Annotated in this window: 17 protein-coding genes; 7 read left to right on the top strand and 10 right to left on the bottom strand. The window is 65.8% G+C overall.

The window, feature by feature from the left end:
- Window positions 1-31 precede the first annotated feature (31 nt).
- Together ACLMAL_RS27500 and add are read left to right on the top strand one after the other, a co-directional pair.
- On the top strand, window positions 32-562 hold the full coding sequence (locus ACLMAL_RS27500; RefSeq protein ID WP_412001725.1) for a DUF1992 domain-containing protein: 531 nt from the start codon (window positions 32-34) through the stop codon (window positions 560-562).
- Window positions 563-865: 303 nt separating this feature from the next.
- Complete coding sequence (add, locus tag ACLMAL_RS27495; RefSeq protein ID WP_412001724.1) at window positions 866-1,891, top strand: adenosine deaminase; 1,026 nt, start codon at window positions 866-868, stop codon at window positions 1,889-1,891.
- A gap of 33 nt (window positions 1,892-1,924) precedes the next feature.
- Here add and ACLMAL_RS27490 read toward each other — a convergent pair whose 3' ends face one another.
- Window positions 1,925-2,587, bottom strand: a complete 663-nt coding sequence (locus ACLMAL_RS27490) for an RraA family protein (RefSeq protein ID WP_412001723.1) — start codon at window positions 2,585-2,587, stop codon at window positions 1,925-1,927.
- Between the two features lie 111 nt (window positions 2,588-2,698).
- Between ACLMAL_RS27490 and ACLMAL_RS27485 the strand changes: the two genes are divergently transcribed.
- Window positions 2,699-3,418: an esterase/lipase family protein gene (locus ACLMAL_RS27485; RefSeq protein WP_412001722.1), complete on the top strand. Its 720-nt coding sequence runs from the start codon at window positions 2,699-2,701 to the stop codon at window positions 3,416-3,418.
- A 152-nt stretch (window positions 3,419-3,570) separates the two neighbouring features.
- Here ACLMAL_RS27485 and ACLMAL_RS27480 read toward each other — a convergent pair whose 3' ends face one another.
- The 3 genes from ACLMAL_RS27480 to ACLMAL_RS27470 are packed head-to-tail and all read right to left on the bottom strand — an operon-like array spanning window position 3,571 to window position 5,539.
- Window positions 3,571-3,966, bottom strand: coding sequence for a DUF3224 domain-containing protein (locus ACLMAL_RS27480; RefSeq protein WP_412001721.1), 396 nt, complete (start codon window positions 3,964-3,966; stop codon window positions 3,571-3,573).
- Window positions 3,967-4,016: 50 nt separating this feature from the next.
- Window positions 4,017-4,901 carry a virginiamycin B lyase gene (locus tag ACLMAL_RS27475; protein ID WP_412001720.1) on the bottom strand — a complete coding sequence of 295 codons (885 nt, stop codon included), beginning with the start codon at window positions 4,899-4,901 and terminating at the stop codon, window positions 4,017-4,019.
- Window positions 4,898-5,539, bottom strand: a complete 642-nt coding sequence (locus tag ACLMAL_RS27470; RefSeq protein WP_412001783.1) for a CatB-related O-acetyltransferase — start codon at window positions 5,537-5,539, stop codon at window positions 4,898-4,900. The genes ACLMAL_RS27475 and ACLMAL_RS27470 overlap by 4 nt, the downstream gene beginning before the upstream one ends.
- Before the next feature lie 809 nt (window positions 5,540-6,348).
- Between ACLMAL_RS27470 and ACLMAL_RS27465 the strand changes: the two genes are divergently transcribed.
- From ACLMAL_RS27465 to ACLMAL_RS27455, 3 genes are all read left to right on the top strand, one after another.
- The gene (locus ACLMAL_RS27465) at window positions 6,349-6,813 is read left to right on the top strand and encodes a DUF4158 domain-containing protein (RefSeq protein WP_412001719.1); all 465 of its coding nucleotides are present in this window, start codon (window positions 6,349-6,351) and stop codon (window positions 6,811-6,813) included.
- On the top strand, window positions 6,729-9,383 hold the full coding sequence (locus tag ACLMAL_RS27460) for a Tn3 family transposase (RefSeq protein ID WP_412001718.1): 2,655 nt from the start codon (window positions 6,729-6,731) through the stop codon (window positions 9,381-9,383). The genes ACLMAL_RS27465 and ACLMAL_RS27460 overlap by 85 nt, the downstream gene beginning before the upstream one ends.
- A gap of 91 nt (window positions 9,384-9,474) precedes the next feature.
- On the top strand, window positions 9,475-9,939 hold the full coding sequence (locus ACLMAL_RS27455) for a hypothetical protein (protein ID WP_412001717.1): 465 nt from the start codon (window positions 9,475-9,477) through the stop codon (window positions 9,937-9,939).
- 65 nt (window positions 9,940-10,004) lie between these two features.
- Here the strand turns inward: ACLMAL_RS27455 and ACLMAL_RS27450 are convergent, their stop codons facing one another.
- From ACLMAL_RS27450 to ACLMAL_RS27425, 6 genes are all read right to left on the bottom strand, one after another.
- A complete protein-coding gene (locus ACLMAL_RS27450) occupies window positions 10,005-10,925 on the bottom strand; it encodes a tyrosine-type recombinase/integrase (protein ID WP_412001716.1) in 921 nt (306 codons plus the stop codon).
- A 437-nt stretch (window positions 10,926-11,362) separates the two neighbouring features.
- Window positions 11,363-12,256 (bottom strand): N-acetylmuramic acid 6-phosphate etherase, encoded by an 894-nt coding sequence (gene murQ / locus ACLMAL_RS27445; protein WP_412001715.1) that lies wholly within the window; start codon window positions 12,254-12,256, stop codon window positions 11,363-11,365.
- Between the two features lie 85 nt (window positions 12,257-12,341).
- The gene (locus tag ACLMAL_RS27440; RefSeq protein ID WP_412001714.1) at window positions 12,342-13,205 is read right to left on the bottom strand and encodes a MurR/RpiR family transcriptional regulator; all 864 of its coding nucleotides are present in this window, start codon (window positions 13,203-13,205) and stop codon (window positions 12,342-12,344) included.
- A 3-nt stretch (window positions 13,206-13,208) separates the two neighbouring features.
- Window positions 13,209-14,369, bottom strand: coding sequence for an anhydro-N-acetylmuramic acid kinase (locus tag ACLMAL_RS27435; RefSeq protein ID WP_412001713.1), 1,161 nt, complete (start codon window positions 14,367-14,369; stop codon window positions 13,209-13,211).
- Window positions 14,369-15,898 (bottom strand): sodium:solute symporter, encoded by a 1,530-nt coding sequence (locus tag ACLMAL_RS27430; RefSeq protein WP_412001712.1) that lies wholly within the window; start codon window positions 15,896-15,898, stop codon window positions 14,369-14,371. The genes ACLMAL_RS27435 and ACLMAL_RS27430 overlap by 1 nt, the downstream gene beginning before the upstream one ends.
- A gap of 72 nt (window positions 15,899-15,970) precedes the next feature.
- Window positions 15,971-16,909, bottom strand: a complete 939-nt coding sequence (locus ACLMAL_RS27425) for an N-acetylglucosamine kinase (protein WP_412001711.1) — start codon at window positions 16,907-16,909, stop codon at window positions 15,971-15,973.
- A 286-nt stretch (window positions 16,910-17,195) separates the two neighbouring features.
- Here ACLMAL_RS27425 and ACLMAL_RS27420 point away from each other — a divergent pair, with 286 nt between their 5' ends.
- Entirely contained in the window at window positions 17,196-18,794 is a 1,599-nt protein-coding gene (locus ACLMAL_RS27420) for a peptide ABC transporter substrate-binding protein (protein WP_412001710.1), read from the top strand.

The raw sequence follows: 18,794 nt of genomic DNA, 5'->3' as shown, positions 1-18,794 counted from the left end.
GAGGTATGCACGTGCGGTCGAAATTGTGGCGATGACCGAGCGCAAGCCGTTGGGCGTTTGCTTCGAATCGTGGATCGACAAGCAGATCCGCGAGGCGACCGAGCGTGGTGAGTTCCAGAACCTGCCCGGTGCGGGAAAGCCTATTCCCGGGTCCGGTGGCGTGGATGACGAGAATTGGTGGCTGAAGAACTACCTGCGGCGCGAAGGGGCGAGCGCCGACGCGATGTTGCCACCGTCATTGCTGTTGCGTCGTGATGTGGAGCGGCTGCCGGAGCTCGTGCGGGAGTTGGACACCGAACGGCAGGTGCGCGAGACAGTGACCGAGCTGAACCGGCGGATCGTCGAGTGGTTGCGGCTGCCGACCGGGCCGCATGTTCCGGTCGCTCCGGTCGATGCCGACGACGTCGTCGCGCAGTGGCGCAGCGAACGCGGCGCGGCACGGCCGAACACCGCCGTGCCAGCGAAAGCGGTTCAGCCGCAGCGTGAATCGGAACCCGTAGCCGAGCAGCCGAGTTGGTGGCGGCGCCTCACGCGGCGCACGAACCGGGGATCCTCCCGCTGACAGTCGGTCGAGGACTCACCGCGGAGCCTGCTCGACGGCAGACAACCCCAGCCAGCAACGCGAACATCAGCGCCACCACCGTCATCTGTTCACCTCGTATCCGCGCCACAAACCCGTGAGCATGCTGGGATAGACGCAGTCGATCGACCAGCCCTCCGGCGATATACCGCGCGGTCGGTCGAGCTGCGTAAAGCTCTGAGGTGACATCCTTTTCATCAACGTCGGAGCCCTCGGCGTTACGAGTTCGCCGCGGACCTGACGCCTTTGCCGGGCCAGGTGGCGTCGGAGGGGGATGATGGCTCCATGTCATCGGATCTCGCCGCGTTCGTTCGGGGCCTGCCCAAGGCCGAGTTGCACCTGCATCTGGAAGGCACGTTGGAGCCGGAGTTGAAGTTCCGGTTGGCTCAGCGCAATGGCATCGAGTTGGTCGAGAAGACTGTCGCCGAGGTCAAACAGACCTATAAGTTCCACGATCTGACCTCGTTCCTGCAGGTCTACTACCCGGCCATGCGGGTGCTGCAGCAGTCGCAGGACTTTCACGACCTCGCGTTCGACTATCTGACCCGGGCGCACGCCGACGGGATCCGCCACGTCGAGATGTTCTTCGATCCGCAGGCGCACACCGGCCGCGGTGTCGCTTTCGCCGCGGTGATCACCGGCTACCGCTCCGCGATCGTGCAGGCGCGCCGGGAGTTCGGGATCTCCGCCGAGCTGATCCTGTGTTTCCTGCGCGACTACTCCGCCGAGTACGCGATGGCGACCTTGCTCGAAGCGCTGCCGTACAAGGATTGGATCATCGGGGTCGGGCTGGACTCCGACGAGCGCGGTAACCCGCCGAGCAAATTCGCCGCCGTTTTCGCCCGTGCCCGGCGCGAGGGCTTCCTGCTGACCATGCATTGCGACATCGACCAAACCGACTCCATCGAGCATATTCGGCAGGCGTTGGAGGACATCGGCGTCGATCGACTCGACCACGGCACCAATATCGTCGAAAACGACCGGCTCGTCGAGCTGGCCAAATCCAAGGGCATCGGACTGACCTGCTGCCCGGTCTCGAATTCGTTCGTCACCGAGCAGATGAAGTCGACCGAAATCATCGCGCTGCTCGACCGGGGGCTCGCGGTCACCGTCAACAGCGACGACCCGTCCTACTTCGACGCCTACGCGGCGGACAACTACCTCGCCCTCGCCGCGCATGCCGGTCTCGACATCGACCGAGTGGTCGCACTCGCCAAGAACTCCTTCCGGGCGTCGTGGATTACTCCTGCCCGCTTGGACGCGTTCCTCGGCGAGATCGACGACTACGTCGCGAAGAACCAGGGAGCCTGACAACAGTGCTGCGGACCCGACAGCGCGCCGGTATCAGGACAGGAATCGCAGTGACGACGGCTCACCGTCGAGCAACAGCGCGGCGTGTTCGGCAACATTGAGTCCATCACTCAAGGTCGATCCTGTGTTCAACTGTGCGACGACGGCCGCTTCGGCGGCCTTGACGGCTGCCGCCGCGTCCAACAGGGCCTCGGCGCGGGTGGGATCCACGACGACGACGCCCTCGTCGTCGGCGAGGATCAGATCGCCGGGGGCCACCGGGACGCCGCCGCAGGTGATCGGGATCTGCAGTTCGCCCAGGGCTGCGGTGGTGCCTGCCATAGGGGTCACATAGCGGCTGTAGATCGGTAGCTCGCAGGTGCGGACGTAGGTGATGTCGCGATAGCCGCCGTCGATAATGATGCCGCCGAGCTTCCTGGCGAGGGCGCCGCGCGCGAAGAGTTCACCGGCCAGCGCGATCTCCTTGCCGCCGCCGTCGACGACGATGACATCGCCTGGCGCAGCGGATTCGATGGCGCGCAGAACGGCGAAGAAGTCGTCTCGGCATCGGACGGTGTATGCGGGCCCGAAGATTCTCGTGGTGGCGGAGCGGGATCGAATGGCGCTGTGCAGCACGCGCGTTGCCTTGTCGGCGTCGCAGAGTGCGGTGGTGGTGTCGACGGCAAGGAATTTCGCGCGGAGCTGGTCGTGCGGCATCGGCAACGCCCCTTCGAGGCTCGACGTGTGTGATCCAGGTGGCATCGTACGGGTCAGTGGCACGTCGGTAAGGTTCAGCCGGAACGGGGGGCCGTCGATGAAGGCAGGTCGATGCTCATGCTTGCTCGGATTGTTCGCTTGGCCGTCGTCATGGCGTGCGTGGCAGTCGGTTCGGTCGCAGGTCATGCGGCCGCGGCCCCCGCAGTCGGTCGAAATCCGGTGTTGGTGATCGGCGGGTACGACGCCGATCAAGGGAAGCTGGAAAGCCTGCGGACATGGCTCGGCGCGCGCGGGTATCCCGCGTATTCGATGGTGCTGCTCGGCAATCCGACCGGAACCGCGGCGATCGTCGAGTCGGCGCGGGCGGTGGCCGACAAGGTCGCGGAGATCCGGCGTGAGACCGGCGCGGTGCGCGTCGACCTGGCCGGCCACTCCATGGGTGGTCTGGCCCAACGGCACTACGCCAAGTTCCTCGGCGGATCGGATCAGGTCGGCATCTATGTCGACTTCGGCACGCCCGAACTCGGTGAACCGCTCGGATGGCTGTGCTCGGCATGGTCTCAGGGCTGTCGCGACCTGGCTCCGGGATCGGAGTTCCTCACCGAACTCAACGCCGACCCCGCAGTGCCGCCCGGCCTGCCCGCCTACCATCTGTTCACCGAAGGCGCTGGGGGAGAGACGAACTCGCTGCCGGGCGCTACCAACCGGAGCATCCAGTCGTTCTGCCCCGGACGACAGGTCGGCCACGCCGACGAACCCGTCGATGGCGCGGTGCGGGAACTGATCGATTCCGCACTGCGGGGTGGGCCGCTCACGACCAGCTGCCCGTAGCGCGACCAGCGATCCGGACGTCACGATCGACTGATCATCGCTCGGTGACGAGTTCCGGTCGCGGCGCGTTGCCGACGCGCGGGCCGGCCCTCCTCATCCCTATTGCCCATCGCTGAGGTATGGAAACGCACTGGGGGGTGGCCCGAACACCTTCACAGAGTGTATTCGAGTGTGAGGATCTCTCGTTGTGCCTCTTCGGCGCGGCCGGAGATGCCGGTGAGTTCACCCGTCCCCGAGCCTGGGACGATAGTGCCGAATGTGCGTTGGGTGGTGCCCTCGGCCAAGCCGCCGTGCTGGATAACGAAAGTGCCGCGGCGTCCGTCCAAGGTTCCCTCGGCGCGCTCGCTCGCGACATATCCGGCGCCATCGTGGCCTTGTGCGGTGAGCACGTCGACGACACCGGCGCCGTCGATCACCCCGTGGTAGCGCTTGTGGATGCGGACCCGGGTCAGCTTGGGTCCCTCGGCGGGTTCGTCGTAGACGGTCTCGTCGAATTCGGTGATCTCGAAATGTGCGTCGATAGTGTGGGTTTGCTGTTGATCGTCCATCGATGGTTCCGGGTCTGCGGTCCAGATCCCTTGTCTTCCTTTCAATTTCGTTAGGCGGCGAGGCGTGCGAGGGTTCCGATTTCCAATGCTGCCCATATCGCGCCGTCCGGGCCCTGGGTGATGCCGTGGGGTTCTGACCGGGCGGTCGGCAGCTCGTGTGTGGTGATTACGCCGTCGATGGTGATGGCGCCGATGCGGTTGGCGCCCCATTCGGTGAACCAGAGGGTGCCGTCGTCACCGGCTGTGATGGCGTGCGGTCGGGCGGCTCGGTCGGGCAGCGGGAATTCGGTGATCACACCGTCGGTGTCGATGCGGCCGATCTGACCGGCGCCGATCTCGACGAACCATATTGCGCCGTCCGGTCCGGCGGTGACGCCGACCGGTGCCGCGGCCTCGGTCGGTAGTGGGTACAGGGAGATGGCCGGGTTCGTGCCCACGGATATGCGGCCGATCGCGTTGCCGGCGTTCAGGGTGAACCACAGTGCGCCATCGGCACCGGCGGTAATCGCGGCGGGAAACATGCCCGGGGTGGGGAGCGGGAACTCGGTCACCTGGCCTTGCGGAGTGATCCGGCCGACCCTGTCGGAATTGGTCTGGGTGAACCACAGGGCACCGTCGGGTCCTGCGGCGATGCCGAACGGCCCGCACTCGACAGTGGGCAGCGCGAACTCCCGCACCGAGCCGTCGGTAGTGATCCGGCCGATCCTGTGGGCCCGGTTTTCGGTGAACCACAACGCATCGTCAGGTCCGGCGGCGATGATCGTCGGGCCGCAGTCCGGGTCGAGTTGGTGGATTGTGGGCTGCCGGCCAGGAATTAGTCGCCCGATCCGGCCGCTGTGGACCAGCGTGTACCACAGTGCGCTATCGGGGCCTGTGACGATGGCGTACGGACCCTCGCCGGCGCCGGCTACCGGATTTTCTTCGACGGTCGTCATCGGCTGCTCGCCCCACGATGCACGGAGGCGATGCGTTCGATGTCGGCCGGGGCGCCGGCCATGATCGTGCGGGCGTGCTCGGTGACCAGCTCGACCGGCCAATCCCACCAGGCGGCATGCAGCAAGCGGTCGACGTCGGCAGGGTCGAAACGACGGCGGATCGGCGTGGCCGGATTACCGCCAACGATGGTGTAAGGCGGAACGTCCGCGGTGACCAGCGCACCGGCCGCGATAATCGCACCGTCACCGATACGCACCCCGGGTAGCACGGTCGCGCCGTGACCGAACCACACATCGTTGCCGACGACAGTGTCACCCCTGCTGGGCATCCCGGTGACAATATCCAGAGTCTGCTCGGCCCAGCGGCCGCCGAACATCGTGAACGGGAACGTCGAGACGCCCATCGTCGGATGTTCGGCCCCGGCAATCAGGAACCGGGTTCCCGCCGCGATGGCGCAGTACTTGCCGATGATCAGCCGTTCCGGCCCGTAGGCATAGAGCACGTTGCGCTGCTCGAAACCGGTCGCACCGTCGGGATCGTCGTAGTAGGTGTAGTCCCCCACAACGATTTTCGGCGAACTGATCAGCGGCCTGAGGAACACCACGCGGTCATGAGCAGGCAGTGGGTGCACGGTCATCGGATCGGGCGACAAACCAAAAGTCCTTTCCTGATACCGCCGGAGAGCAGCGGCCCAGCAATTATGCATGCGCCGCAGGTGCAGGGCGGCATCGAGCTGGCTCGGTAGCGGCCGGGATCTCGTCAGCCCTCGGCGATATGCCGGTCGATGTAGTCGTAATGTGCTCCAGGATCAGCGGCTCGAGTCTGTCCAGGTCCCTCACCTGGGAACACCAACAAATCCCCCCTCGACGACCATCAACCCGCCGCATGACCTACTGTCACTACGAAAGAGCCACTCCCACTGCGGAATGTGGGCGGAGGCGCAGCTGCATCCGCGCGGGCACCTCGTTTGGGATCCGGCCACCGCGCGATAGCTCAACGGCGGTGGCTGGCGGCGGGATCGGTCTGAGCCTGCCACCGAATCAACGACTCGGCCGACGGGCGCGCGTACTTTTCCGAGGGACCGTACCGAGGCGTGGCCGCTCATGCGCATCAGCATCGGCGTGGACGCCCCGTCCTCCGCCGCGTGCGTCAACCGGCTATGACAGAGTTGATGCAGCGTGAAGGGCCCGCGGGCGAAGTCGGCGGTGTGGTACTCGAACAATTCGAGGGCCGCCCGTCGATACGACAACCGCCCCCACAGGGTCGGCGGGTCGATATCGTCCACGGCGACACCAGGTTTCGCCTTGCGGTCGGTCAGGAACACCGGCCCGCGTCTGCGGCGAGCCAGCCGAAGTTTCTGCCTGGGGGTTGAGGAGCATCCGGGAGAAAAGTCACGCTAAGCGGACAGGCTGAATCCTGTTGTTGTGCTGGTGATTTCATGTCGGCGTGATTGATGACGGTGTGCCCGGTTACGGGCGGTTCGATGTGTTGTCCCGTGTGGAGTTGGAGCGGTTCTGCTACCTGGATGATGAGGACCGGCGGTTGATCGCGGCGCGACGCCGGGAATACAACCGGCTCGGGTTCGCGGTGCAGGTGGTGACAGTCCGCTATCTGGGGATGTTCCTGGCTGATCCGATCGAAGTACCGCCGGAGCTGGTGGCCTATCTCGCCGAGCAGCTGGAGATCGGTGATCCCTCCTGCCTGGGTGAGTACATGGTGCGGCGCACGACCCGGTTCGAGCATCAGGCCGAGATAGTCGCCGAGTACAGGCTGGTGCCGTTCGCTGACGCGGAGCCGGAGTTGGCGGCGTGGATCGCTGATCAGGCGTGGATCACGGTGATGGGCCGAAGGCGATCTTCGAGGGCGCGGTGGCCTGGTGCCGGGCCCGGAAGGTGTTGCTGCCGGGTGTGACGACGTTGGAGAAGTTGGTCGCGGCCGGGCGGGAATCGGCCGAACAACGACTGTGGGCGCAGCTGGCTGGGCAGGTGCCCGCCTCGTCCGCGGGTGTGCTGCTGGGCTTGCTGGAGGTGCCGGCGGGGACGAAACAGCGGTCCAGCGAGCTGGATCGGCTCCGCAAGGGCGTGTTCCGGGCGTCATCGAGAGGGATGCTCGCCGCATTGGAGCGGGTCGGGGACTTGGCGGTAGCGGGTTCGGCGGGCGTGGATGTGTCGGCGGTGCCGCCGCGCCGGTTGCTGGGGCTGGCCCAACATGGCTTGTCAGGCAAGGCGACTGGGCTGCGGCGGATGACGCGCGAGCATCGGTTGGCGGTGCTGGTAGCCACGGTGTCGGTGTTGGGCGCGCGGGCCGCCGATGACGTGCTGGAGCTGTTCGACCTGTTGATGACCACGGAGTTGTTGTCCAAGGCCGAACGCGAGTCCAAGGACGAGAAGCTGCGCCGCTATCCGCGGGTGTCACGCAACGCGGGCCGCCTCGCCGAGGCCGTGCGGGTGCTGCTGGAAATGGTGGAGATCGACCAGGGCATCGAACTGTCGATCGTGTGGGACCTGATCGAGCAGAAGGTCACCGGCACCGAACTACGGTCGGCGGTCGCGGCCATAGAGGAACTCGTCCCGGCTGGTGATGCCGAGCTGGACGGGCAACGAATGGAGGAGCTGGCCGGGCGGTTCGCCACGGTCCGACCGTTCCTGCCCAGGTTGATGCGCACCATCGTGTTCGGCGCGACCCCGGAGGGTGCGCCGGTGCTGGCCGCGATGAAGACCCTGGCCGAGATAATCTCGGCCAAACCCGGAGGGTCGGGGGCACGGTGGCTCGATGCCCGCCGGGTCGACCACGACCTGATCGGCGGGGTCTGGCAGCGGCTGGTCTACCCCGCTGGTCGGCCGGAAGAGACCGTCGACCGGGCCGCCTACACATTCTGCCTGCTCGAGCAGTTCCACCGGCATATCAAGCACCGCAACATCTTCGTCGAGTCCTCGTCGAAGTGGCGCGATCCTCGCGCGCACCTGCTGACCGGGACGAGCTGGGAAGCAGCGCGCGAGGCGGGCTTGAACGCGCTGGGCCTTCCGGTCGAGGCGGCCGGGATGCTCGCCGATCACGCGACGGTGCTGGACGCCGCGTATCGGGAGGTAGCGTCCCGGTTGGACGCCGATACCCCGGCGACGGTCGATGACGAAGGCAAGCTGCACGCCGCGGCGCTGGTCGCGGTGCCCGACCCGCCGAGCCTGACCGATCTGCGCCGGAGGGTGGAGTCGATGCTGCCGCGCATCGATCTGCCCGAGCTGGTGCTGGAGGTGATGTCGTGGCAGCCCGGGTTCACCGAGGCGTTCACCCACGTCTCCGGCAACCCCGCGCGGGTCGCCGATCTCGGGTTGTCGGTCGCGGCGGTGTTGTGCGCGCACGCGATGAACGTCGGGTTCGGGCCGGTGACCAGCCCCGGCGTGGAGGCGCTGACCAGGGATCGGCTGCACCACGTCGATCAGTCCTACATCCGGTTCGACACCCTCGCCGCGGCCAACACCGCGCTGATCGAGGCCCAAGCGCGGATCCCGCTGGCCCGCGCGTGGGGCGGCGGGCTGGTCGCCTCGGTGGACGGGTTGCGGTTCGTGGTCCCGGTCCGCACCATCCACGCCCGCCCCAACCCGAAGTATTTCGGCCGCAAACGCGGCATCACCTGGTTGAACATGATCAACGATCAGGCCGCTGGCCTTGCCGCGCAGGTGCTTTCGGGCACCCCTCGCGATTCGTTGCATGCCGTGGACGTGGTGCTGCGCCAGCAAGGCGGCACCGTGCCCGAGACGATCATCACCGATACAGGCTCATACAGCGACATCGTGTTCGGGCTGCTGCACCTGCTCGGGGGTCAATACCGGCCGCAGCTGGCGAACCTGCCCGATCAGCGGTTGTGGCGGATCAACCCGGCCGCCGACTACGGGCCCCTGGACAAGGCCGCCCGCGGCCGGATCGATCTCGAGCGGATCACCCGGCATTGGGAGGATATGTGCCGGATCGCGGTATCGATCCACACCGGTGAGGTCTCTGCCCACGAGGTCACCCGCATGATCTCCCGTGACGGGCAACCGACCTCCCTCGGGCACGCCGTCGCTCACTTCGGGCGGATCTTCAAATCCCTGCACGTGTTGCGGCTGGCTGACGACGAACCCTACCGCCGCGAGATCAAGGCCCAGGCCCACCTCACCGAGGGCCGCCACGACCTCGCGCGGCGAATCTTCCACGGCCGCAAGGGAGAAATGACCCGCGCCTACTACGAAGGCATGGAAGACCAGCTTTCCGCGCTCGGTCTGGTCCTCAACTGTGTGGTGCTGTGGAACACCGTCTACCTCGACCGCGCCCTGACCGAACTGCGCGCCCAGGATTACCCGGTCGCCGAGGCGGACGTGGCCAGGCTGTCACCGTTCCTGCGCGGTCATATCGGCATCGACGGGCACTACAGCTTCTACCTGCCCGACCTCGGCGGAGCCCACCGGCCGCTGCGCGATCCCGACACCCCCGACGACGAATGAGCCGCCGGTGTCGGCGGCCACGGCGGTACTCGTCGAGGACATCGTGCGGCTGAGGCGTTACGAGACCATTTTCCAGTCCTGAGAAGGCGACGTGACTGGATTTGTCCACCATTGCCTGATGGATAGCTCTGAACTTGCAAAGCTGGTCGCCGATGAACTGCGGAAAGTTGGCCTGCCGTTCTTGGATCACGAGTCGTTTCACAGCGCATTTCGCGGCACAGGAGGAATTGCACTCGGCGCGGGGTTCGACGACACACCTCATGTCACGGCGGCGTGGGTTGTCTCCGGAGACCTTTCTGACGAAGCAGAGCAGGTGAGCGCGAGTTTGTTCTCGCCATCCGAGGATCACCGACCTATGGACGAACGACTGGATGAGCTGTTTTCATCCTCCTCGCGCTACGGCTACCGCGATCAAGTCCGCCGCATCATGGCCGCTGCGATTCACGAGATCCTGCTGCTAGGAGGGTTCGATGCTCGGGTGAGGATGGACGACACCCATCCCGGGATGATTGTGGACGTGTTCGACAATGCCGGAAAGACAACAGATATGGCGTAGCCCCCGGTCGGAGGTGGTCCCTTGGTTCCTGCTGTGGGCAGGGGTGACCGGCAATCGGCGGCACATCAGCGGCCCGCCCGGCGACGTGCGGCCGGGTCACTGTCTGCCTGATAGCGCCGTAGCCCTTCGTCGGACACCCGCGCGTATTTCGCGAGGCTGCGTACCGAGGTATGTCCCGACAATTTCATCAGCACTGGTGTCGACGCGCCGTCCTCGGCGGCGTGCGTCAACCGGGAATGACGTAGCTGGTGCAGCGTGTACGGGCCGCCGTCGAAATCCTCGGTGTGGGCCTCGAACAGCTCGGCCGCGCGTCGGTAGGACAGTCGTGCTCGCCCCGTCGTCGGGTCGACGTCGTTGGTCGCCACCGACGGGCGGGCCTTGCGGTCGGTCAGGAACAGCGGACCGGACTTGCGGCCGGTGAGCATCCGCGGCAACAGCCGGGCGGTGCTGGTCTGCCACGCGATGACCTCGCGTGCCCCGCCCTTACGGGGGACCACCGCACACCGATTCGCGGTGTCGAGGTCGCCGACATCCAACATCAGCACCTCCTCCGCGCGGGCGGAGGATTCGTAGAGCAGATGCCACAACACCCGTTCGCGCAGCGGCGCATCCGATCCCAGGATGCGCGCGACTCGGTCGCGACTCAACGCCTTGCTGGTGTCCGGAGGCGCGGGGCGGGCCCGCAGCCGCACCAGCGGATCACCGACCAGCCAGTCCTGCTCGCGCCAGTATCCGCACGCCGCCGCGAGCGCGGTCAACCGGATGTTGAACGTCTTGGCGGCCTTGTCGCCCCACACGAACGTGAGCCAGCCGCTGACCCGATCGGGCTCCGAGCCCAGTAGCGCCACATCGGTGTCGGCCCCGAAGTCGGCCACCAATCGATCCAGCGCCGCCGCGTAGGTCGCACGGGTGTTGGGCACCGTGATCGTCGCCAAGTAAATCCGCACCGCGTCCGCCAACCGCACACCCCGCACTGGTGTCGGCATCCTATGAACCCGCCCCACTCCGCAACCTCCGCCGCGCTATCGCAGATAGCTTCCTGAGTCGACCTCACCCGAAAGACGCATCGCGCCAGGACGACTCAAAGGTTACCGCACATAGTGTGCGGCTATGTGCGGTAAATGCTTAGCGTGACTGTTCTCGCCGATGTTCCCGGACCCCCTGCCCGAACACGGCACACACCGCTAAGCGCGACTTTTCGCGTCAGTGGACCCCACGTGCCTGCTCGACGAGAAGCGGACTGGAGCTACCAGCTTTCAGGGCTCGACCAAGATCGCAGCGTGGATCGCCACAGCGTGCCGGTAGTTTCGTGATCTCCTGGTCAGGGGTGATGGGGTGGGCGCGGTCATCGAATGGACCGCACAGAGGAAATCCGATCCCGTGCGCCACTGCGCTATTGCCGCTCGACACTGGTGGCCACAATTCACCGAACGGCGGTGCGTACGAATCCTTGCGTTCGGTCGAGCAGTTTCCGTGCAGCTGCTGCGTCGACCCCGGCCAGCTGCATGACGATGGCGGTCTTCGCGTGACCGCCCGCGGCATCCAACAGGGCTGCGGCAGTGGGCGCGTCAACTCCGGTGGCCTCGGCAATGATGCGACGGGCCCGGTCGACCAGCTTGACGTTGGTCGGGTGCAGGTCGACCATGAGGTTGCCGTAGACCTTGCCGACCTGGACCATGGTCGCGGTCGAGAGCATATTGCAGACCATCTTCTGTGCGGTGCCCGCTTTCAGCCGGGTGGAACCGGTCACTACCTCCGGGCCGGTCTCGATCTCGATGCCCACGTCGGCATGCGCACTCGAGTCGGCATTGCGGTTGCAGGAGATCGCGACGGTTGCGGCACCCACCGACCGCCCGTAGTGCAACGCCCCGATGGCGTAGGGGGTTCGCCCGCTCGCCGCCAGGGCGACGACGACATCCGCAGCAGTGAGATTTGCTGCGGCCAGGTCCTGTTCGGCGCGCGCCGGATCGTCCTCGGCGCCCTCCACTGCCTTCGAGAATGCTTCGGGACCGCCGGCGATGATCCCGACGACCTCACCGGGATCGATGCCGAAGGTAGGTGGGCATTCGACCGCGTCGAGCACGCCGAGCCTGCCGCTGGTGCCTGCACCGATATAGATCAGCCTGCCGCCGCGCCGCCGCGACTCGACGATCAGCTCGACGGCGCGTGCGATCTGCGGAATTGCTTGTGCCACAGCAGCGGCCACGCCTGCGTCTTCGGCGTTCATGGTGGCCAGCAGCTCGACGAGCGGCATCGAGTCGAGTGCGGTGGTGCGCGGGTTCGGCAGTTCGGTGGTCAATGATCCGATGTTGTGCACTTCGCCTCCTGTGTCCCGCGTGAGATCGACCCGATCCGTGCGCCGTAGGTGTTCGCCCACGCCGTCAGTGCACCGCGAGTGCGGCTCACCCCAGCTCCTTCGTCCGACGATCCGCGACAGCGTCATAGGTTCGGCGCAAGGCCGCAGGCGCCGATGGCGTGCGCTGCAGGACACCGACGTAGAGCGCGTCCACGACGAGTAGCTGACTCATCCGGCTCGCCATTGCCGCGGAACGGAATCCGTCTTCGCGACCGGCCACGAGCACTGTGTGTGCGGCCGAACGAGCCAGCTTCGACTGGGCTCCGGCCGTCACGGCGACCGTCGTCGCCTGGGCGCTCACCGCGCGGAGCACCGCGTCGACGACCCCTGCGGTTTGGCCGGAGTGCGAGAAAGCGACAGTCACGTCGCCTGGCTCCAGCAGGCTCGCCTGCACGAGTGCGTCGTCCTCGGATGTGCAAGCACCGCACCACATTCCGATCCTGGTCAGCTTCTGCGCCATGTCCATCGCGACGAGCCCGGACGCCCCGATTCCGATGAGCTGCACACGCCGCGCCCCGACCAGTGCGTCGACGACCGCCTCCATGGTCGCGGGGTCGGCGAGTTCCGCGGTCGCCAGCATCCCCTCGGTCTCGAAGGCGGTCAGCTTGTGCAGCACCTTCGACAGCGCATCGTCGGCGTCGATGTCGGTGGCGAACACCGGTGCCCGGTCCTCGGCGCCCGTTGCGGCCAGTGCGAGACGCAGCTGCGGATAGCCCTCATAGCCGAGCATTTTGGCCAGCCGAACGACCGCAGACGTGCTGGTCGCGGACCGCTCCGCGAGTTGATTCACCGTCAGCTGCGCGGCGCCCGAAGGGTTGTGCTGAATCACCCGCACAACCTTCAGCGCGCTCGGGGTGAGCTGTGGGATGGCCGCGAGTAGTCGGGTGCGGATATCCTCACCTTCTGTCATGGTTCACCCCGCCACCGTGAGGCGTTGCAGGGGCGTGGTCGGAGTCGCGGGGAAGTCGAATCCCGCTGCGCCGGGTGTAAGAGACCCGAGCACCGTCGCATGTGCCGCTCCGGTGCAGGCTGCATGGTTGCCTGTGAGCCCGTGCACGGTGAGGAAGCCGAGTACGGCGAATGCCGTGGCCTCCTTGGCGGCCGAGGGCAGGCCGAGTTCGTCGGAGGTGCGCAGCGTTGTGGTGCGCAGGTGCTCACGCACCATCGCCATGAGGGTGGGGTTGCGTGTTCCCCCGCCCGAGGCGATGACTTCGGTGGGTTCGAAAGAGCCGAGGGCATCGGCGATGGTGCGTGCGGTCACTGCGGTCACGGTGGCGACGATATCGTCGTCGGCCAACGTCCGGCCCTGCAACACGCGCTCGAGGTAGCCGCGATTGAACAGCTCCTTACCGGTCGTCTTCGGCGGCATGGCGTCGTAATAAGGCTCTGCGAGAAGGGTTTCCAGTAGGGAGTCGTCCACCATCCCGCGGTCAGCGCGGACACCGTCGCGGTCGAAGTGTTCGCTGCCGCCGGTGACGAGCTCGACCGCCGCATCGATCAACGCATTGCCCGGTCCGGTGTCGAACGCCGCCGGTGGGTCGCCGGTGACGGTCACGTTGGCGATGCCGCCGATATTGAGCGCTGCCGAGCAACCCGGGCGCCCGGCCAGCCACAGCACATCGAACAGCCCGACCAGTGGTGCGCCCTGCCCGCCCGCGGCGACGTCGCGTGCGCGGAAGTCGCTGACGACCGGCACACCGGTGCGCTCGGCGATCCACGCGGGCTGCCCGAGCTGCAGCGTGCCGTGCGTGGTGCCGTCGCGCACCCAGTGGTAGACGGTTTGACCATGCGATGCGACGAGATCGACTGTGCCGCCGAAGAACTCGTCGATGGCTGCACCGGCGGCAGCAGCGAACGCCTGTCCGATGGCGGTGTCGAGCCTGCACACGGCCGCCATGTCGAGCGAGCCGGGCGGCAGTGCCGCGATCAGTTCCGCGCGCAGCCAGTCGGGATATGGCCGGCTGAGCAGCCCGACTACGCGGACATACATGGTGCCCTCCCGCGCGACGATGTCCGCGCCGACGGCGTCGATCGCATCGTGGGAGGTGCCCGACATCAACCCGATGACCCGCATCAGACCACCACCTCGATCGGTTCGGTCTCGGTGCGTGCGAATGCCGGATGGAAGCGGCTGGTGAGCCCACCGAGCGCCAACGTGACGAGCACGCCGATCGGCACCAGCCACTGAGCGGCGATGCCCTTCTCTGTCACCTTCCCCGCGACCGTGACATCAATCTTGATGACCCGCACGACGAACGTCATCACGATCACGGTGACGACGAAGGCGACGATGGCATCGAATTGGTTGGCGCGCGCGACGAGCCGACCGAGCAAGAAGGCCCCGAGCAGCGCCCCGTAGGTGTATCCCGCGATCGTGAGCGCCGTGAGGTAGACGTTGCCGGTCGTCGCGCTGAATCCCATGGCGAACAGTGCCATCAGCACCGCCCACACCAGCGTCATGACCCGCGCCAGCCGCAGCAGTGACTCATCGGAGATCGCGGTGCGGCTGAAGCTGCGAATGATGTCCGCGACGGTCGAATTCGCCATCGAGTTCAGCGCGGAGGACAGCGAACCCATCGCCGCGCCGAGGATTCCGGCGACCAGCAGCCCCGATATCACCACCGGCAGGCCGTGCAGAATGAAGTCGGGATACAGGCTGTCGGCGCTGGACAGGCCGAGCTCTTTGGGTGTCTTGCCACCGTTGTATGACCACAGCAACGCACCGACCAGGGAGAACGCCGCGAATTGCAGCGCGACGAAGACACCGGAGGCGATCATCGCCCGCTGACTGTCGCGCAGTGACCTCGTCGCGAGGATGCGCTGCACGATCAACTGGTCGGAGCCGTGCGAGGCCATGGCGAAGAGTGCGCCGCCGAGGATCGCCGTCGGCAGTGCGAAGCTGTTGGTGAGGACGTGCCCGAGATCGAAATCGGTGTCGAAGACACGGAACTTGCCTGCGTGCAACGCATCCGACCAGCCGTCGGCTCCGACATGACCGGTGAGGACGCAGATCGCGATGATGGCTCCGGTGAGGTAGAGGCCCATCTGCAGTGCGTCGGTCCAGATGACGGCCTTGATGCCGCCGAGGTAGGTGTACACGACCGTCAGCAGTGTCAGTGCGACGATGATGACGTCGTAGCCGATGTTCAGGCCGAACTCGCTGAGCAGCAGCTTGATCGGGATGGCGGAGGCGAACAGGCGCACGCCCTCGGCGAGCAACCGGGTGAAGACGAATGTCACCGAAGCGACACCCTGCAGATAGCGGCCGAACCGCAGCTCGAGGTACTGGTAGGCGCTGACGAAGCCGCCGCGTTTGTACAGCGGGATCAAGGCGATCGCCACGATCGTGCGGCCGATGATGTAGCCCAGTGCCAGCTCGACATTGCCGAAACCCTGGTCGGTGTAGGCGCCGCCGGGGACGGAGATGACCGTGAGCACGCTCGTCTCGGTCGCGACAACCGAGAAACACACTGTCCACCAGGGCATTCGCCCCTCGCCGACGAAGTAGTCGCTGCTGGATTTCTGCTTCCCGGACAGGCGTAGGCCGATCCAGGCGACGACGACGAGGTATACGACGATGACGGCGAGATTGAGTGCGTTCATCGCAACTCCCCGGTGACGCGGCGGACTAATGCAAATAAGTGTCAGTCGTCACATGTGCGGTGTCAATATTTGTCAGGCTATTCGCGCCACCAATGCTTCGAGCGCGGTCGTCGGGTCGAGGGCCAGGAGTGCCGCGCCGTCGATCGGATCACCCAGCGGTGCCCGGCGATCGATCGCGTGCGCTATCGAATGATCGAGGGGGTCCAGTAACGCTGCGCCGAGTTTCAGCAGGCCTCCGGTGATCGCATACGGCACCGGAGGACGGATGCCGGATCGGTCGATCGCGGCGAGGACCGTCCGGGCCAGCGCACCGCCCGCGGCCGTCATGATGGTGGCCGCTGTCTCGTCGGTCGCGGCGGCGGTGGCGACGAACGGGGCGAAGCGAGCGGCGATCAGAGCTGGATTGTCTTGTTGCCCCAGATATTTCGGCAACTCGTCCAGGGTGATGCCATACAGCTCACCGACCGAATCGACCAGAGCGGTGCGTGGAGCGCGGCCGTCGTGGGCGCGCAATACGGCCCGCAGGCCTTCGGAACCGATCCACCCGCCGCTGCCCTCGTCACCGAGCAGCGGTCCCCAACCATCGACCCTGGTGAAACGTCCGGCGGCGTCGACCGCTGTCGCAACGGCTCCGGTGCCCGCCGTGAGGACGACACCCGGTGATCCGCCGAGCGCTCCCGCATGGGCGGTGACGGCGTCGGAGGTCACCGCGACCGATGTGGCGGCGACCGAGGAAATGGTGCGCACTGCGGCCAGGTGTTGCGCGAGGACCGCGGCAGCCTCCGGAGCGGACGCGGCCCCCGCCGCACCAACAGACAGGACGAAAGGCGTTGTCGGAGCGATCTGGTCGATGACGGCGCGAATCGCATGCTCCGCCGCGGCAACGCCGCCCGCGTTCGCGAGGCCGGGGGAGCCCCGCCCTTCGGCGTATCGCGTCTGGCCGCCGTCGACCCGCAAGGAGCCCCGACAGCTTGTCTTGCCGAGGTCGACGGCGAGGACATAGCTGGTCATGAGCCAATATCTTTGCAGTTACCGCGGGCCGCGTCGGCGGTGGCGGTGGCGGTGGCGGAAAATCTCCCCACATAATCGATGAGTTCTTGGCGCAGACATTGACCTGAGCTGCGGTGCCGGTCGACCGCGCGACGAGCCCGAAAGGATCGGATGATCGGTGGATCCGAGGACAACGTGCGTTCGAATCGCTACTGTCCGAGGGCATTAGGCGAACCACATCGGCATTGCGGTGGTCGACCTCACGTGCGTGCCGTGGATTCGCTCCTTCTCTAACCAGGAGAACGCGTTGAGATTCACCAGAGCTACAGCGTTGATCGCGACGGCACTGCTTGCCACAAGCGTCGGGCTGTCCGCATGTTCGTCGAGCGACAATGCCGAGACCGATATCGTCACAACGAATGGCGGCGAGCCACAGAACCCCTTGGTGCCCACCAATACCAACGAGAATATGGGCGGTCGTGTCACCGATCGACTGTTCGCGGGTCTGAAGTATTACGACGCGAACGGGGTAGCCCATGACGAGGTGGCGGAGTCGATCAAGTCGACGGATCGGAAGAACTACACGATCACCATCAAGCCGGACTGGAAGTTCACCGATGGCACGACCGTGACGGCGAAGTCGTTCGTCGACGCCTGGAACTACGGCGCACTCGGCACCAATGCGCAGCTGCAGGGCTCGATGTTCGACCCGATCCTCGGATATGACGAGGTGTCGGCGGAAAAGCCTACGGCACAGACGATGTCGGGGCTGAAGATCGTCGACGAACGAACCTTCACCGTGGAGTTGAAGCAACCGTCCATCGATTTCGAGACCGCATTGGGCTTCATCGCGTTCTATCCGCTGCCCGAGGTGGCGTTCAAGGACATGAAGGCCTTCGGTGCGAACCCGGTCGGCAACGGGCCGTACAAGTTCGAAACGTGGGAGCACAACGTCAAGATCGATCTGGCGCCCAACCCCGATTATCGAGGCGGGCGCCCGGCCAAGAACAAGGGTCTGCGATTTGTGATGTACCAGTCGTTCGACACGGCCTACTCCGATCTGCTGGCGGGCAATCTCGATACCCTCGATATCATCCCGGACTCAGCACTCTCGACCTACAAAAAAGATCTGGGCGACCGGGCGATCACCAAGCCGATCGCGTACAAGGCGTGCCTCGGCATCCAGACCAATGTTCCGCACTTCGGCGGCGAGGAGGGTCTGCTGCGCCGCAAAGCGTTGTCGATGGCAATCAATCGAGAACAGATCTCCGAGAACATCTTCCAGGGTCTCAGGAAGCCCGCGCGTGATTTCACCGCGAGCACCCTGCCCGGGTTCGACGGGAACCTGCCGGGCTCCGAGGTATTGAAGTACAACCCGGAGGAGGCCAAGAAGGTGTGGGCGCAGGCGGATGCCATGTCACCGTGGTCGGGTCGTTACGAGATCGCCTACAACTCCGACGGCGGCCACCAAGCGTGGGTCGAAGCGGTCGCGAACAGTATCAAGAACACCCTCGGTATCGATGCGGCCGGTGCGCCGTATCCGACGTTCAAAAACATTCGGGACCTGGTGAATTCGAGGGCCATCGGTAAAGCGTTCCGTTACGGCTGGCAGGGCGATTACCCCACCATGCTGCAGTTCCTGACCTCCATGTACTACAGCTTCTCCACGATCAACAATGTCGACTACAAGAACCCCGAGTTGGACGCCCTGCTCGATGCGGCGCTCGCCGCTGCGACCTTGGAGGAGTCCTACAAGATCGTGGCCCAGGCTCAGACTCTGCTGATCAAGGACATGGCCGACATCCCGCTGTTCGATTACGTTGCTGCCGCGGGACGGTCGGACCGAGTGAAGAAGGCCGAGCTCACCTGGAACGGACTGTTCGACTTCGAAGGAATCGAGAAGTAG

Origin of the sequence: Nocardia sp. CWNU-33, from assembly GCF_046764895.1 — a bacterium.
Classification (GTDB): Bacteria; Actinomycetota; Actinomycetes; order Mycobacteriales; family Mycobacteriaceae; genus Nocardia.
Note: the sequence above shows the minus strand (reverse complement) of the source record. Positions and strands in the feature narration are given on the sequence as shown.